Origin of the sequence: Anoxynatronum buryatiense (assembly GCF_900182905.1) — a bacterium.
Classification (GTDB): domain Bacteria; phylum Bacillota; class Clostridia; order Peptostreptococcales; family Tindalliaceae; genus Anoxynatronum; species Anoxynatronum buryatiense.
The window spans coordinates 86257-101966 of record NZ_FXUF01000006.1 but is presented as its reverse complement, the minus strand read 5'-3'; the positions used below and the strand labels follow the sequence as shown (position 1 = coordinate 101966).

7 protein-coding genes are annotated in these 15710 nt (G+C 50.3%); 2 read left to right on the top strand and 5 right to left on the bottom strand.

Annotated features, from left to right (window positions below; genetic code table 11):
- Nucleotides 1–296: 296 nt before the first annotated feature.
- Nucleotides 297–3044, top strand: a complete 2748-nt coding sequence (locus QOL74_RS09600) for a hypothetical protein (protein WP_283409253.1) — start codon at nt 297–299, stop codon at nt 3042–3044.
- A 79-nt stretch (nt 3045–3123) separates the two neighbouring features.
- Here QOL74_RS09600 and QOL74_RS09595 read toward each other — a convergent pair whose 3' ends face one another.
- Together QOL74_RS09595 and QOL74_RS09590 are read right to left on the bottom strand one after the other, a co-directional pair.
- Complete coding sequence (locus tag QOL74_RS09595) at nt 3124–5628, bottom strand: LPXTG cell wall anchor domain-containing protein (RefSeq protein ID WP_283409252.1); 2505 nt, start codon at nt 5626–5628, stop codon at nt 3124–3126.
- A gap of 213 nt (nt 5629–5841) precedes the next feature.
- Nucleotides 5842–6117, bottom strand: a complete 276-nt coding sequence (locus QOL74_RS09590; RefSeq protein WP_283409251.1) for a hypothetical protein — start codon at nt 6115–6117, stop codon at nt 5842–5844.
- A gap of 325 nt (nt 6118–6442) precedes the next feature.
- On the opposite strand from QOL74_RS09590, the gene QOL74_RS09585 reads away from it, so the two are divergent.
- The gene (locus tag QOL74_RS09585; RefSeq protein WP_283409250.1) at nt 6443–8284 is read left to right on the top strand and encodes a glycosyl hydrolase family 88; all 1842 of its coding nucleotides are present in this window, start codon (nt 6443–6445) and stop codon (nt 8282–8284) included.
- 247 nt (nt 8285–8531) lie between these two features.
- On the opposite strand, the gene QOL74_RS09580 is transcribed toward QOL74_RS09585, so the two are convergent.
- From QOL74_RS09580 to QOL74_RS09570, 3 genes are all read right to left on the bottom strand, one after another.
- Entirely contained in the window at nt 8532–10517 is a 1986-nt protein-coding gene (locus QOL74_RS09580) for a thioester domain-containing protein (RefSeq protein ID WP_283409249.1), read from the bottom strand.
- 326 nt (nt 10518–10843) lie between these two features.
- Entirely contained in the window at nt 10844–14998 is a 4155-nt protein-coding gene (locus tag QOL74_RS09575) for a Cys-Gln thioester bond-forming surface protein (protein WP_283409248.1), read from the bottom strand.
- Between the two features lie 229 nt (nt 14999–15227).
- Nucleotides 15228–15509, bottom strand: coding sequence for a hypothetical protein (locus QOL74_RS09570; RefSeq protein WP_283409247.1), 282 nt, complete (start codon nt 15507–15509; stop codon nt 15228–15230).
- Nucleotides 15510–15710: the final 201 nt, after the last annotated feature.

Below are 15710 nucleotides of genomic sequence, written 5' to 3'. Positions count from 1 at the left end.
ACTCTATACTTTTATCGACAAAAATCCGATAGTATGTTAGAGGCTTTTTGTAATTATGTTCAAGACGTTATTGTGATTGAATCATATTCAAGGCTTATGCCAGCTGCTTGATCCTTATGATCTTATTCGCCTCATTGCCATGACGCGTCCCTTATTATATCATAAGGCTATGACAGCACATACCCCGATCCCCATAAAACAAAGGCAGTCCCATCATAATGAAGGCAGTCCCATCAAATGAAAACAGTCCGCCGATCACTGAACCAGCACATCACATCATGAGGAGGTTCTCCAAGTTGAAAATACCCCACGATCATTCCCCACAGCGTCATTCTTTTCAACCATCTGTCCCGTCATCTATTCAACCATATGCTCAACCTTCAGAAAATAATTCCGGAAAGCGCTCTGCAGGATACGTCGCGAACCGCTCTTCGAAACATGCTGCCAAGCACACTTTTCTGTGCCTGGTTCTCGTTACACTGCTGGTGGCCAGCCACCTGCTCCCCGCCTGGGCTGCCGGTTATCCCCGCAATGCCACCCTGGAGTTTCGCGATACGGCCATCACCCTGGACAACTATGCGCTTCGCCTGGAACAGCCGCTGGTTTGGCTGGAGGGCCAGCCTTATGGTCCCGCCATGCCCTTGGGTGCTTTTTTGGGGGTGGGCATTCGCTTTGACGCTGCTGAAGGGTGGCTGGAACTGGCCACCGAAGGTGTGCTAAACCAGCCGGGCACCAACCCCTGGGCGGGAGAAGTGGCCCGCCTTGGCTATGAGAAAACCCAGCTGCAACAACATCAGCAGGCCCTGGAGGCCTCGCTGGCGGCACTGACCACCAGCGGCACCGGGAGCAGCACCGGCACCGTACTAACTGAAATGGCCAGCCTTCGGGAAGCAGAACGCTTTTTGCGGGATGTCTTTGGCCGGGTGCAGGGAATTCCTTTGTCGGTGACCCTTGCCGACAGCGGTAGCCAGCTGATGACCCTCACCATCACCGTCAGTGAAACTGACCGCCGGGATTTTGAACGACTGGCCAGAAGTACTGTTACCGCTTATGTGGAAGATCTGGTGGCCGCTGCCACCACCCTGGCCCCTGGCCTGTGGGATGTGACAGGAACCCTGAGAAGCCAAAATGGCACCACCCGAACCCTGGTGGAATTTGAGCTGAGCCGGGGAGACACCCGCCCTGCCCTTACTTTTCGCTACACCCCCTCCAGCAGCTCCAGTTCCCGTGACACCCGCAGCGGCACTGTGACCACCACCATGGCCCGCCGGGTGGAAGATCGTCTCAACGACCGGCTGAATCGGTATGACGGTGTTGACTACAGCTTTCGGGCCCAGGCAGCAAGAGATGAACTGGATTTGATCATTGACACCCGCCGCAGTGATTACGAAGCCCTGAGTCAAAACCGCCGTGAAAGCTTTTTAACCCAGGTGGCAGAAGAAATCAACCAGGCAGAACGGAACCTTTACGTGTGGGGCGAAGTGCTGGATGAAGACACTGGCCGTTTTCTGGAAAGCTTTCGCATGGACAGCGGCCGTCTGCGGTGGCACAGTGCCACCCGGTATGACGACCGATACGATGACTACTACGACGACCGATACCGGTACGATGACCGATATTGGGAAGATGATCGATACTGGGATTCCCGGGACGACCGGTGGCGCAACTGGCAGCAGGAAGCCGGCACCACCACCGAAACTGCTGCCCCTGCCCGGGAACAGGATGCCTATGCCGCCCTGGCCGCCCCCGTTGCCATCACCACCCAGCAGACAGGCATCACCCTCTACCCCCTGCGCATGACGGTGGATGGTGTTTCTTTCCACAGTCAGGAAGAAATGTTTGTCTGGCAAAACACCCTCTATGTTCCTTTGGGAGAATGGGCAGATGCCCTCTACCTCACCCTTACCAATGACCCGGTAGCCAATACCCTTCGTCTGGGAAGCAACCCGGCTGCCAGAAGCCAGATGTTCCCATCAATGCTCCAGCAGCTGGAAGCAGACAAGCAAGCCATTGCCACCCTGCGGACAACCGTTGCAAGCCTGGAAGAACAGCTGAATGAGAGGCAGCAAGCCCAGCAGGATGAATCCCGTCGCGTCCCTTACCGCCGGATCACCACCCTGGCCGCCATGGAACGCTATTTGGAAGATTATTACGAAACCATTGACGGTATTTCCACTTATATCAACCTTTCCCGTATTTCGGGAAGCCGTTACCGGCTGCGCATCACCTATGATGCCGCTGATTTCAACCGGTTTGATGCGCTCTCACGCCAGCGTATTGAAAACTGGGTTGGGGATATGGAGGCCGCTCTTCAAGAACTTTTTGATGCCGACGCCACCGTTGAGGGCTGGATTACCTCCCGCAACACTGCCTCCAACGAATATACCTACATCACCTTTACCTCCCGTGATGGCAGCCTGCGGTTCAATTTTGAAGAACACGGCGGCTCATCCGGTGTTCAAACTGTTGATATTACTGAGCTGTTACGGATTCTGCGCCGATATCTGGGACGCTTTGACGGCATCAGTTATGAATATGATGCCCAGCTGATTCGCCGGGATGTGGAGCTGACGGTGATCACCCCTGAAAGCCGGTTTATGAACCGGAGTGTTGTCTATAAGCGGGATTATCTGAAGGCCCTGCAGACAGAACTGGAAGACAAATACCCCAACATTCGGGTGGATGGTTTTATGGTAAACAGCCGGAGCGAAGAACCCTTCTACCGGTTCGCCATTGAGCGGGGAGAGCTGCGTTCTTACAGCCTGATGGAAGACGTGGCCCGGGAGCTAAATCGCAACTGGAACCGGTATGACGATCTGCGTTTCACTTATCTGGTACGGGAAGACACCGATGGATCAGTGCGGGTGAAGCTGGAAGGTGATTTCGCCATTCAGGAAAGCGCCTGGCGTTCGGTGGATGAAACTGATTTTGACAACTGGGCCGAAGATGTGGCAGCAGAAGCTGTACGACTGCTGAACCGCAACGTTACCCTGGAAGTGGTTGACCGGGTGGCCCAGGTGATTCTGGTGAAGGGCAGGGAATAGGCTTCCTATCATAAAAACCCGGCTGTGACGTAATGTCGCAGCCGGGTTTTATTTTGCTATTATGCTGGTTTCAGTTGGGTTATGCCTGTTGTCGCTTTTTCAGAATCACACCTGCGGCTGTCAAGAAGAGGCCGGCCAGGTAGAGGTGGTAGGGGCTTCTTTCGCCGGTTTGAGGCAGTGTGGGTGCTCCCAGAGGAATTTCTTCGTCGAGGATGATGATTTCCTCAGGAGTGTCCATGGTTACCACTGGTGTTGGAGTCCCCAGGGGGATTTCCAGCGGTTCAATGGTGATGTCAGCATCGGCATCGGCATCGGCGTCAGCGTCTGCATCGGCATCGGCGTCAGCGTCTGCATCGGCATCGGCATCGGCGTCTGCATCGGCATCGGCGTCAGCGTCTGCATCGGCATCGGCATCGGCGTCGGCATCGGCATCCTGTTCTTCATCCCGTTCGTTGATAATGGTCATCATGGGGAACAGGTTGCAATACTGGTAAGCAACGTCTTGTGTCAGGAAGATGGGAACTGATTCAGGGCCGCAAACTCCAAAGAGAATCATTTGGTCGGCGGCGTCGTAAATGGGTGCCAGCCAGTCTGCTCCTGGATCCTCTTCCACAAAGTATGCTCCAAAGGGGATGGCCGGTGGTGTTTCCAGGTTGGCGGGATTACCGAAGTACTTAAAGTTCGCCCCTGAGGACATGACTTCGATGAGGCCGTTATCCTGGTTGTCTCCCACCCATTCGCCGCTCCAGAAGAAACGGTTGGTTCCCTGGTAAATGGTGCGTACCAGCGGCTCAACGCCTTCCATGGGAACCCATTCGCCATCGACAAATACCATGGGGGTCAGGGTGATTTCAAAGGGTGTCATGGTATCATCGGTGTCGTCACCCTCAATCACTTTTTCAATGATCAGATGTGGAATTTCACTGTTGAAGAAATCAACGGTGCGCAGTCCGTTAATGGGACCTTCCACCATTTGAAGTGCCAGAGTTTCCATCTCGCTGTCTGTTAAAATGATGGTTCCTTCTTCTCCCAGGAACACGTAGTAGGTGAAGGGTGCCCATTGTACCCACTCGTCTGCATCTTCGCCGTCCTTGAGACCTTCTTCCACTTTGTACCACTTGTTAAGTGTCAGGTTCTCGAAGTTGAAGGCACCGTCGTCATCGGTGAGTGTCTCTGCTTTCCATTCCCACTCTTCGGGGATGGTCATAAGAGCTACGGAAACCATTTCTTCGTCAGTTTCATTTTCTTCAGTTCCCTTTTCTTCAAAGAGGGTGATGGGCCAGCCGGCTCCCGGGTCTTTTGGTCCCCAGTAAGCATAGCCGCCGCTGTAGTAGTATTCCATGAAGGGAACGATCCATTTGTTGCCTTCGATGTCGCCAAACTTTTCTTCTGTTCTCTGGTTGGTTATGGTGATGGTGGTGTCGCATTCATTTGACCAGTAGAAAACCAGACCACTCAGGCCGTTTTCTTCCAGGCTTCTGATCATTATTTCTCCGCAATCGACATTAATTTCGTAATCGATGTCTTGATAGCCTTCCGGCAGATCCGTTTCAACGATGTGATACCAACCGGGGGGAAGGTGACTCAAATCAATTTGCCCGGTGGTTCCCTGTCGCAGTCCTTCCACGGTCATGGGGAAGGTGGGGGTTTCCTGAACGCTTGCATACAGGTCGTTGTAGCCTTCAAACACGTCAATGATCACTTTGAAGGGGGTGTCATCCTCTGACAGCGGATCTTCATTCTCGTCGACAATCAATTTTTCAAGGATCAGTTTTGGGGGAACAACCGTTTCACAATAGAAGAAAGTGATATGGCTGATGCTGTCTGGCTGTGGTGAGTAGAGACCTGTGTCACCATAGGTGCCGCCAGGATAGCTGTAGAGATATCCCCCAGGACCCGCTTTGACCCACACATGATAGACCGGGTCTGTGGCACTGCTAAAGTCGAAAGAGTTGGAACTGCTGTAGGAAATATTGGTTAATTGAACATCAAATTGTGTGTTGGCATCTGACTTAGAAACCTTGCTGCTGTTCTGACTTCCCAGATTGCCTGCCTGGGGGTCATCGATTATGACTGATTTGAGTGTGCACTCAGAAGGATGGCTCACGTCATTCAGGCCCGGCCCCGGATTTAAGCCCATGTAAAGGGGTTCAATGCCTTGGCCTGTTGGTGGCAGCGAAGCCATCAACATCATTCCTGTCAGGTCTAAAAGCTCTTTTTCTAGTTCTTCCTCAAGCTCTTCTTCTACTTCTTCTTCAATTTCTTCTTCCTCATCAACTTCAGAATCTTCGCCAGGTTCGCCTGCTGTGTCACCCTCGCTGTCATTTTCTGTTGCTTCGTCATCCAGATTTTCGTCTGTTTCGTTCATATCTGCTGTTTCGTCTTCCTCATCTGAATCGTTCATTTCTTCAGAATCGTCCTCTTCTGTTGCCGGTGGCTCTTCTGTCACGATCTCTTCCTGCCCCTGACCGGAATCATCAGCGGTGACCGTGTCATCTGCCAGTGCGGTGAAGAAGCTTCCGAAGGCCAGTAAGAAAACGAGCAATAAGCTGAGTGCTATTTGTCCTTTTCGAAGCTTTCTCATCTTTCTCACTCCTTATTTCTGAAAATGTTACCTGCGTTGTTCTAAAGGCAGGTGCTTTGTTTTCAGCCGCGTTTTTGACGGGACGTGGTTACCCGAGGAGTGCCGCGTTTTTTTGGATGGGACGTGGTTACCCATTTTATTTATCTAAAACCTGATGAAAATAGGCGTTCTCTCTTTGGGGTACTGCTTCAGGATCCTTCACTGTGCGGTGGTTCACATGGATGAACAGCTTTGATCCTGATGACGGTTGAGTTCATTCACCTCCTTTTGATCACCTGTCCAGTTCCGATCATCTGCTTCTTCAACGTTTCCAAGGGCAGCTTGTATCAAAGTGATCAGCTCCAAGGCACTGCGAAAGTTGATTTTTTCGCCGGTGTCCAGTCGCTGAATGCTTCCCTGCCAGCTATGGTGCTGTTGATAGCGGATATCCACAAGAAACTGACTGGCTGTGTTCATGGAATGTGTTTGGTGCTCGCTGTTGTTTTTCATCGGGGATGCTCCTTTCTTTGAAGGGAGATGCTTCCCGACTTCCCATCAAAATGGGTTTGGTATAATTCCATTATACTGTCACTCTGTGACAAAACGCGGACAACGCTGTGACATCTGTGTGACACGGAAAACAGTTGATAGATGATAAGGCATAGTGAATAGGAGCGTCAGGGATTAGTGGATAAATTCGTTGGATAAGCGCCAAAGGAAATCTCGGAGGGCAGTTGATAGGGCCCAGTGGATAAGGTATAGTGAACAAAAGACCTTCGGTCAAAACAGGGCAGCGACCCTGAAGGAACTAAGATGGGATGGAGGCGATGGTTTGATGGGTAAAAAGCAACAGCTGCGCATGGAACAGTCCGCTGAAGCCAGCAAACGGAGCCGGCGGAATCGCTACCTGTTGGCAGGCTTTTTTCTGGTGCTGGCGGCTTTTTTCGCTTTTCACGGCGAGGCTGCCGACCTGTTGCAGCGCCGACAGGAACAGAAACTGTCACAGCAGCATCTGCTGCTGTTTGAAAACAAGGTTTCGGCTCTGGCAGAGGCAGTGTTTTCTGAAGAATCAACTTCGTCCGCTTTTTTTTCTGATCCCTATGGGGTGTTTTTTTCCATCAGTGACACCACTTCCCGGGCGGCGGTGGTCAACGGCCAGGGAACCACTTTGCAGGAAGCCTGGGATGCTGCGGTTGCCAATGCCACTGACCTGATGAAAACCACTCTGATGGAGCCTGTCTGGGTAAAGGTGGATGTGGTGGATCACCGGGAACCACTGCCCAGCGAAGATCTGCAGGGGGTGCTGCAGCCCTACCGCAATGAATTTTTTCGCAAGGGCATTGCTTTTGACGAAGCTTTCGAAACTGCCTTTCTGGAGGCAGAGATCAACGGCAATAAACTGATTGACTATGATGAGAAGGTATTGAGCCTGGAAACCATTCAGCAGTATTTGGAAACATTCAGCCGGCCTGTGGTGGACGAGATTCCCCGGCAGTTATTTCTTTTCACGGCACTGGGCTGGTTCTGTGATGAAGCAGGAAGTGTCTACCCTTTATATGGCTATGAAGGCAACGGGTATGATTATGGAAGACGCAAAGTTGAGGCTTTTGACCGGGAAGTGGCCGCCTCGGTGATTCTTTCTGCCACCGGCTGGCTGGCAGGGGAGGTTCAGGAAGACGGGGCGTTTATCTATGGTTATTACCCCACCTACGACCGCCAGTTCACCGCTTACAACCTGCTGCGCCACGCCGTTTCCATTCAGCCATTTATGTGGACCTACGACATGACCGGTGTTGACACCCATGCTGATGCCGCCCGCGCTACCCTGGATTTTTTGACGGAAGATCACGTGGTCTACCTGCGCCCCGACACCGCTTTTATCATCGACCGCCCCAATGATGAGATCAAGCTGGGTGGCAATGCCCTGGCCATTATCACGCTGATGCAATACATGGATACCTATGATACGGATGAATACTTATCGCTGTGCGTTTATTTGGGAAATGGCATACTGGAGCTGATGGACGAAGAAGCCGGCACCTTCTACCATGTGCTGAACACTGATTTTTCTCCCAAAGATGCCTTTCGAACGGTGTACTATGACGGCGAATCTGCCTATGCCCTGGCATTGCTGTATGAAATGACCGGTAATGACAAGTGGCTTGACGCAGCCCGTTCAGCGGTGGAAAATTTCATAAGGGAAGACTACACCCGCCACCGGGATCACTGGGTGGCCTACGCCCTGAATGAAGTGACCCGCCACGATCCGAACCAGCGCTATTACGAGTTTGCCCTGCGCAATGTGCAGGAGAATCTGAACGCCATTTATCACCGGGATACCTCTTACCATACGTACCTGGAGCTGCTCATGGCCAGCTTTGATTTGTATCACCGCATCAAAGAAAACAACCTGCAGGTGGATTACATGGCACATTTTGATGAAGCCTTTTTCATCGACACGATTTTTCACCGGGCTGAACACATGCTCAATGGCTTCTTCTACCCAGAGTACAGCATGTATCTGCGAAACCCCCAGCGCATCAATGGCACTTTCTTTATTCGCCATGACGGCTATCGGGTGCGTATTGATGATGTGGAGCATTTTATTGCCGGTTATTACAATTTCTGGCGACACTACGAGGCTTTAAGAGAGTACCAGCGTTCTTTTTCTCAGTAGCGCAAGTGCTTCACGAACATGCTGCCAGTCATTTTAGCCAGCTTCACCTTCTCAGTGCCTGCTGTTTGAGCGCAGCGAGTTCAGGCGCTGTTTTCGAAACTTTCGAATAAAAACACACAAGATTGGAATCAGCTGGCTTGACCAGCGCCCTTTGTCTTCAGCCAAAACGGGTCTCGGTGTTTTTCCGAGACCCGTTTTTCATATTCATTGCTTTTTAAGAGACTGGTAAATTTCTTGTGGAAGGCGATTAAGCGGCTTCCCGTTTTCTGAGAATCATGCCTGCAACGGCCAGCAGAATACCTGCCAGGTACATGGGGTAGGGACTTCTTTCTCCGGTTTGTGGTAAAACAGGTGCTCCAAGAGGAATTTCTTCGTCCATTGACAGGATCACCACTTCTTCGATCTCCATGGGGACCTGCGGAACAATGGGGCCCCGGGGAACTGCAGGTGTTCCCAACGGAACTTCCTGAGGTTCCAGTATCACCGTTTCATCGGCATCAGCATCAGCGTCGGCGTCAGCATCTGAATCAGCGTCTGCATCAGCATCGGCATCGGCATCAGCATCGGCGTCGGCGTCAGCATCTGAATCAGCGTCTGCATCAGCATCGGCATCGGCGTCAGCGTCGGCGTCAGCGTCGGCGTCAGCATCTGAATCAGCGTCTGCATCTGCGTCTGCGTCGGCGTCAGCATCTGAATCAGCGTCTGCATCGGCGTCGGCATCAGCGTCGGCATCGGCATCGGCGTCAGCGTCACCTTCGATGGGTTGCTTGTAGTTGACTTCACTTTCAGTGTGCTTTTGAACCACTTCTGTCACCACTTCCTGAATCTGGCGGCTGATGAGGGGCTGTGAAGCCAGATTCTCAACGGTCAGCTTACCATGTTCATCCAGTGGCAGTTCGCCGTCAACCAGCGGCAGAAACACATAGTAGTCTTTTTCCACGGTGGTTTTAGTTCCCGTCACTGAGATTTTCACCCACAGATGGTCAGGAATTTCATTTTCAGGAATACGAATGGTTACTTTGATGGTTTCTTCTTTTCCTTCACCGTTTCTGTCTGATGCGACTTCGTAGCCTTTTATTTCCTGGTAAAATTCATAGTCAGGGTGTTCAGGGGCCATCTCTTCGCCAGGTAAAAACTCATATTGCAGGGTGTAGTAGACGCTTGTCGGATTGTAGAAATAGGTGGTGGCATCTGTTGATTCACCAAATCCATCCACCAGATTTCGAAGTGAATCAAAAAGGGTTAACACTTCGGTGTTATTGGGGCTGCCCACATAGGTGGCCAATACTTTATTGCCCTGCAGCTTTTGGTGGGTTTCAACACCCTGCGGAACGGCATCAGGGTTTAATACGTACCAAATAGCGGCTTGTACTGCTGCGATGCTCACATCATTATCTTTCAGGCTTCCATCTTCATTTTGAGGCTGGTTTTCCATGATGAGCGCCAGCTGTCCTTTTTGAACTTCTGTCAGTTCATTGTAGTCTTTCAGGAATACTTTCCCGTATTCCACACCATCGCTGAAAGGTGTTTCCTGATCGATGCAATAGGCTTCATAGAACTCCTGCACAGCTTCTTCATCAAAGTCATTTTGGATTTCTGTCACAGTTTCATCCGTATTGTTTGTTGAATCGTCTTTGATAACAACCTCGAAGAGTGCTGTTGGAATTTTGTCACCTTGAGCAATGTTCCATTGGCCAAAGCTGTAGGCCGGTTTGCCTTTTCCCTGTTCTTTTTCCCATTCGGCTTCTGCTTTGTAAATAATGTCGTAGCCATATTTGGCAATGGTTGCCTGATAAATATCTCCCAGTTCCCAGGCCATCATGGTATCTTCAAACTCATCGCCAAAGAGATCTTCCAAAAGCTCCCGGCGCACTTCTTCAGGCACTTCTTCCCAACCGGTGTCGTTGCCTTCTTCCCAGCTGATTTCAAAATCGAGGGAAAGCTCTTTTTCCGATTCGTCTTCTTCTCCTTCGATAAGCTCAACGTACAGGTCTCCGGCATCTCCTTCAAGACGTTCTTCCGGTTCTTCAGGATCCTGTGAAATCACTGGCTGAATATCGTCGCTGTGGTCTTCCTCATCAGTTGTCTCACTTTCCTGAACGCTTTCCTGAGATTCTGTTTGTTCCGGTGTATCTGCCAGAGATGGCATCACACTGCCGAAGGCCAACAATAATACCAGAAGTATTGCCAATCCTGTTTGCAGTTGTTTGTGTCTTCTTTTTAATGTTCTCATGGTGTTCGCTCCTTCGTTTAAATGATACCTGTTTTTTTCTGGAGCCAGGAGCTCTTTTTTCAGCCGCGTTTTGAGAGGGACGTGGTTACCCATTGGTGATGCTGTTTGTATGTCGAAAATCTTGTGAATGACTACCGCTTTGGTCTCTGTGATAGATTCATTATACACGGGGGTTGTGACAAAGGGCGGACAAAGCTGTGACATCTGCGTGACACGGGAAGGCAGGGAATAATGAACAGGGAATAGGGGATGAAAAAAACAGGCCCCCGATATTTCTCAGAGGCCTGATTTCTAAACTTTATTCAGCTTTTGTCATGTTTTATCTCTTATGCGTGTGATCGCTTTCTGAAGAGGAATCCAGCTGCCATCAGGAATGCACCTGCCAGGTAGAGGTGATACGGGCTTCTTTCGCCTGTTTGTGGCAGTACGGGTGCTCCCAATGGGATTTCTTCATCCAGTACGATGACTTCTTGAGGTGTCTGGGGTACAGTTGGCACTCCCAGCGGAATCACAGTTTCCTGAATTTCAACATCTGCATCGGCGTCAGCGTCTGCATCGGCATCTGCATCAGCGTCTGCGTCTGCATCGGCATCTGCATCGGCGTCTGCGTCTGCATCGGCATCTGCATCAGCATCGGCATCAGCGTCTGCATCGGCATCGGCGTCGCCTTCTTCATCTGGTGTGTACAGATTAACGATCGTCACGATGGTTCTGACCGGCAGACGTTCCTGCGTATCATTGCCCCAGAGAGTCAGCTGCAAGGAGCCGTCTTCGTTGATGGTAATTTCACCTTCACTTCTGGTACCATCTTCGTAGACAAACTCAATTTCGTAGCGGAGAAGGCTGTAATTTTCCAGCTGTTCTTCTGTCAGCATTTCCTCCAACGTATATTCCATCACCAGATTTGGCCAACCGTAGTACAGGTGTTGTAACAGGATGCCGGGTTGTCCGTTGGTGGTGGTGCTGGTGGTGAGCACGTAGTCGTCTTCAAAGCTTTCTGGTCCTTCTGTGTCAAAAGCAATCATTTCACTTTCATTGTCTCTGACAACCACCGCGAATTGAACACCACCCTGATTGGTCACTGTTTCTTCATTTTCATCATCGTCAAGGGTAACAATTCGCTTGATCAACTGTAACTCAATCAAGTCTTGCTCAACAAATGTGTTAGTCACTTCAGCTTCTGCTGTCTCTTCCACGTTTACCTGAACGGCTTCTTCAGGTACACTGACTTCCCACGAAGCGCCGGGGTCAACTTCTGCAACAGTGTAGAGGCCAGGCAGCAAGTCTTCCCAAATGTGAGTATAGCCTTCTTCTTCGTTAAATGTTTTGGTGTCCCCTTCAGGATATGAAGGTCCGGTAATGGTGATTTCAAAGTCAGGCATAATCGCGGGACCGTCTGTTCCATTGAGATCCACTACTTTGGTGACTTCCAACGCGCCTCTGACTTCTTGATTCACCACTTTGAGCTCATAGGTGTACTCCAGTGGCGCGGGTGCGACAGCTGCGGCTTCAACGGATTCGCCGGAAGGCTCCATCATGTTGTTGGGCGTCAGGGTGATGCGTCCTGCCAGCACTCCTTTTTCTTCCACCCAATCACCAATGCCAGCATCGCTCAGGGTACGGTATTGATCCATATTACTTGTGATGTTCCACCAGGATGAGTCGTACCGGTAATTAGCTTCATCCATGTCAATCCATTCATAAATTTCATAGGTGCCGTCATCCAGATTCTTAAAGGTTGCCATTCCGTTGACGGTGGTTTTTTCTTCGTAGCCATTTTCGCCAACTTTAAAGAGTCTGAAAGTGAAGGGGCCTTGATTCTGAGGAATGTCGCTTCCCCACAAAACTTCTTCTTCACCAAAGGCTCTCCAGCCTTTTTCGATGACGATATCATCCAGCTTTTGATTGGTTATTTTAACGCTTCTATCGGGTTGTGCCCTCGTCAGTGTTACTTCTCCACCGTTGACAATGTGAATGAACTCTTCAGGGTAACCCACTTCGGTAACAGTGTAGGTTCCCAAAGGCAGACCGGTGAAGGTAATGGGGGCGTCTTCATAGAGATTAAAGGTGGTATTCCCTTCGCTGTCCTGAATGAGCACTTTTGATCCGCCTGGTGCATGGTACTCCACCTGAATCTCAAATGGTCCGGGAGCGGTGCTCATGGCAGAGAACTGCATCCCTGGGTCCACTTCACGGGGCTCTGTTCTGACAACGTGTTTCCAAACGTACAGGGATCCCAGAATTTCCACATTGGTTGCTGTCCAGGATTCATTCGTTCCATTGGGCCACTGGAAGGTGACACTGTCAACTTCATAGCTGCCGGGGCTGTTTTCTCCCTGGAAGTTGTAGTTGTCATTGGCTGAAACGATTTCAACAACTCTGAATTCACCCCACCAGAGAGGTTTCCAGGTATACGATTCACCCGCTTCAATGGTTTTGGAATCGCCTACATTCACCCAGTTTCCACCTACTTTTTTCTGAAGCTGGAAGGTGAAGGGGCCCGGGTTGCCGATGGCTGTTTCTGGCAGGAATGCATCAACAGTTGTGCCGCTCAATGTGCCTGCAATGCCAGCTTCAATGGCTTCGCCAATGATGTTCACATCTGTTTCCCATGCTTTTGTCACTTGAATGCTGTTGGCTTTGAAGTTTGTCTTCACTGGTTGTGAGGCTGTTCCGCTGCCGGTGAGGCCGGCAAGAATACCTACCAGTGGTTGCGTGGGCTTGTTTGTGTACGTAGGTCTGAATACTTTGCCCGTGTAACCCAGGCTGGTTCCTGTGGCCTTGACTTCCAGTTCAAACTCTTCTGGTACATCTTCTTCGGGAACAGTAATGGTTACTGTTGTTTCGCCGTTGTCGGTGGCAAGGGCTTCGTAAGAGGCTCCATTGGTTCCGAAAAGATCTGTTAAAGGCACTTTGTACTCATGTCCTTCACCGGTATAGGTGAAACTGATCTGCAGGTGCCGCACACCGCCCACTTCTATTTCAGTCATGGTGATGGGGTTGATGGTGGGGGTGCTGCCTGCCTCAAGGGCATTGGCTGCTCCCAACAGATAGTTGCGGACTGCCCGCGATCTTCTGTCACTGTTACTGTTGCCCGAGGGCGTTGTATTGGCATTATCGCCATGTGCCACTGCCCAAATGGCAAACTGGGTACCAGTAATGGCTTCTTTTTCTGTCAGTGTCCCAGAAACCGTTTGTCCTGCATTAATGGCATTTTGACGCAGTGTGCCGGTACCGACATTGGGATATCCGTTTTCAATGATAAAAGCAATTTTCAGTTTCTGGCTTTCAGACAGATTGTAAGCACTCAGCGGAATCTCTGAATAGGGATTGGACTGATTGATGTTGGTGTTCATGTCGATACAATAGGCCTGGAAGGTGTTGCCTGTGAGTACCCATTTAGTGACAGTAACATATCTCCCCCAAATAAGCGGAATGATCCATTGCCACTCCTGCTCTTCCACTTCCATTTCTTCCACCACTGTGAAGATCATCGTGTTCTGGTGGCCGGGAGTATTGGTTCCATCATATCGGTAGCGCGTATTAGCCGACGCTTCCATGATACCCATTTGTGGTGCTGCTGCCTGATCTGATGTCTGTACTAGGATGAAATCGGTGTATGCGATGAAGGTGTTTACACCAAGCACGGCTGTTTCCATGGTTTCACTGTTGCTCTCACCGTCATCTGACTGATTGTCATCGTTGCTGCCACTCTGGTTTTCATCCTGGCTGCCATCGCTTTCCTGTTCATCATTGGTGTCACTTTCTTCTGACCCTTCTTCTGAACCTTCTTCAGAAGAATCATCTTGCTCGTCATCCTGTTTTTCATCAGTTTCATCTGCTTCGTTGTCTTCGTCTGCTTCATCTGTGTCAGAAGCTTCTTCATCTTGCTCGGAATCTTCGAGATCTTCGTCTGCTTCTTCATTATTTTCTTCGTCATCTTCGAGGTCTTCTTCGATGTCTTCAGGCATCGTCAGAACCGGCCCGCCAATGGACATCATGGGTTCGCCGTCCAACTCTACCATCAAAGCCACCGATAGCATGCCTTCCACTTCGGTGTTGGTCCATGCACTCAAATTAAAAGATTGTGCTGGTGAAGCATTTCCAGTAATATCTGGCAATGGTGCTGAATCAACCTGCCCCATCAGAGTCAAACGATTCAGTGTTCGTTCTTCATTCTCATTCAACGATACACTGACATTCATGACTGGCTCTGTGGTTTCATCGGGTGATGCTGTCATTTCAAAGCGAACCATTCCGATGGAATTTGCCGGATCGTCTCTGAAATACAGTGGTGTTGAGGCTTCGAATCTAAACTCTTCAAGAACCTCTTCCGTCATCTCTGCCGAGTCTTCCGAAATTCCGGCTTCATTACCAGCCGCTGCCAGTGCCGGCAGTGTACTGCCGAAAGCCAGCAGGAACACCAGCAGCATGGCCAAACCTGTTCGCAGTTGCCTTAGTCTTCTTCTGCGGGTTCTCATGTGGTTCTCACTCCTTTTCTGAAAATGTGCCTGTGTTTTTCTGGAGCCAGGCGCTCTTTTTTCAGCCGCGTTTTTTGGATGGGACGTGGTTACCCCGGAGTGCCGCGTTTTTTAAATGGGACGTGGTTACCCATTGGTGCTTCCGTCTGCGTTCTGAAAGGTCTAAGATGCTTCATCATTCCGTCATCGGTCATTATCCCATTAGGTGTTATCATGCTCACAATTGTCATTATCCCAGTTGTTCATGATGCTTTTTTTTCACTTTCACCTCCCGCTTCTGTGTCTTCCAGTTTCTGAGATCCGTTTCAGGCAGGTGTCTGTCCCCTTGTTGTTTGACGGCTGCTTCCATCAGGGTCATCAGTTCCAGCGCACTTCGAAAGTTGATGGTTTCTCCTGTGTCCAGGCGCTGGATGCTCCCCTGCCAGCTATAATTCTGCTGGTAACGAACGTTGACAAGAAACTGAGAGCCTCCGAGATTTGGTGTTGTCTGGTGTCTGTTTTCTTTATTCATCGGGGTCCTCTCCTTTCAGCGAAGGGGGAATTCTCTCCCCACCCCCGTTGAATGCAATTTTTCGTATTCTTGTTGCATTAGTAGTAAGTTAATGGGTCTTGTTTGCTGTGCTAGATTCATTATACCTAGGGGTTGTGACAAACGGCGGACAAAGCCGTGACATCTGTGTGACATGAAAAAACAGTTGATAGATAATAGGGA

Excerpts from the sequence above, each read along its gene's own strand:
- QOL74_RS09595 (WP_283409252.1), bottom strand. The coding sequence starts at position 5,628 with ATGAGAAAGCTTCGAAAAGGACAAATAGCACTCAGCTTATTGCTCGTT.
- QOL74_RS09575 (WP_283409248.1), bottom strand. The coding sequence starts at position 14,998 with ATGAGAACCCGCAGAAGAAGACTAAGGCAACTGCGAACAGGTTTGGCC.
- QOL74_RS09570 (WP_283409247.1), bottom strand. The coding sequence starts at position 15,509 with ATGAATAAAGAAAACAGACACCAGACAACACCAAATCTCGGAGGCTCT.
- QOL74_RS09580 (WP_283409249.1), bottom strand. The coding sequence starts at position 10,517 with ATGAGAACATTAAAAAGAAGACACAAACAACTGCAAACAGGATTGGCA.
- QOL74_RS09590 (WP_283409251.1), bottom strand. The coding sequence starts at position 6,117 with ATGAAAAACAACAGCGAGCACCAAACACATTCCATGAACACAGCCAGT.
- QOL74_RS09585 (WP_283409250.1), top strand. The coding sequence starts at position 6,443 with ATGGGTAAAAAGCAACAGCTGCGCATGGAACAGTCCGCTGAAGCCAGC.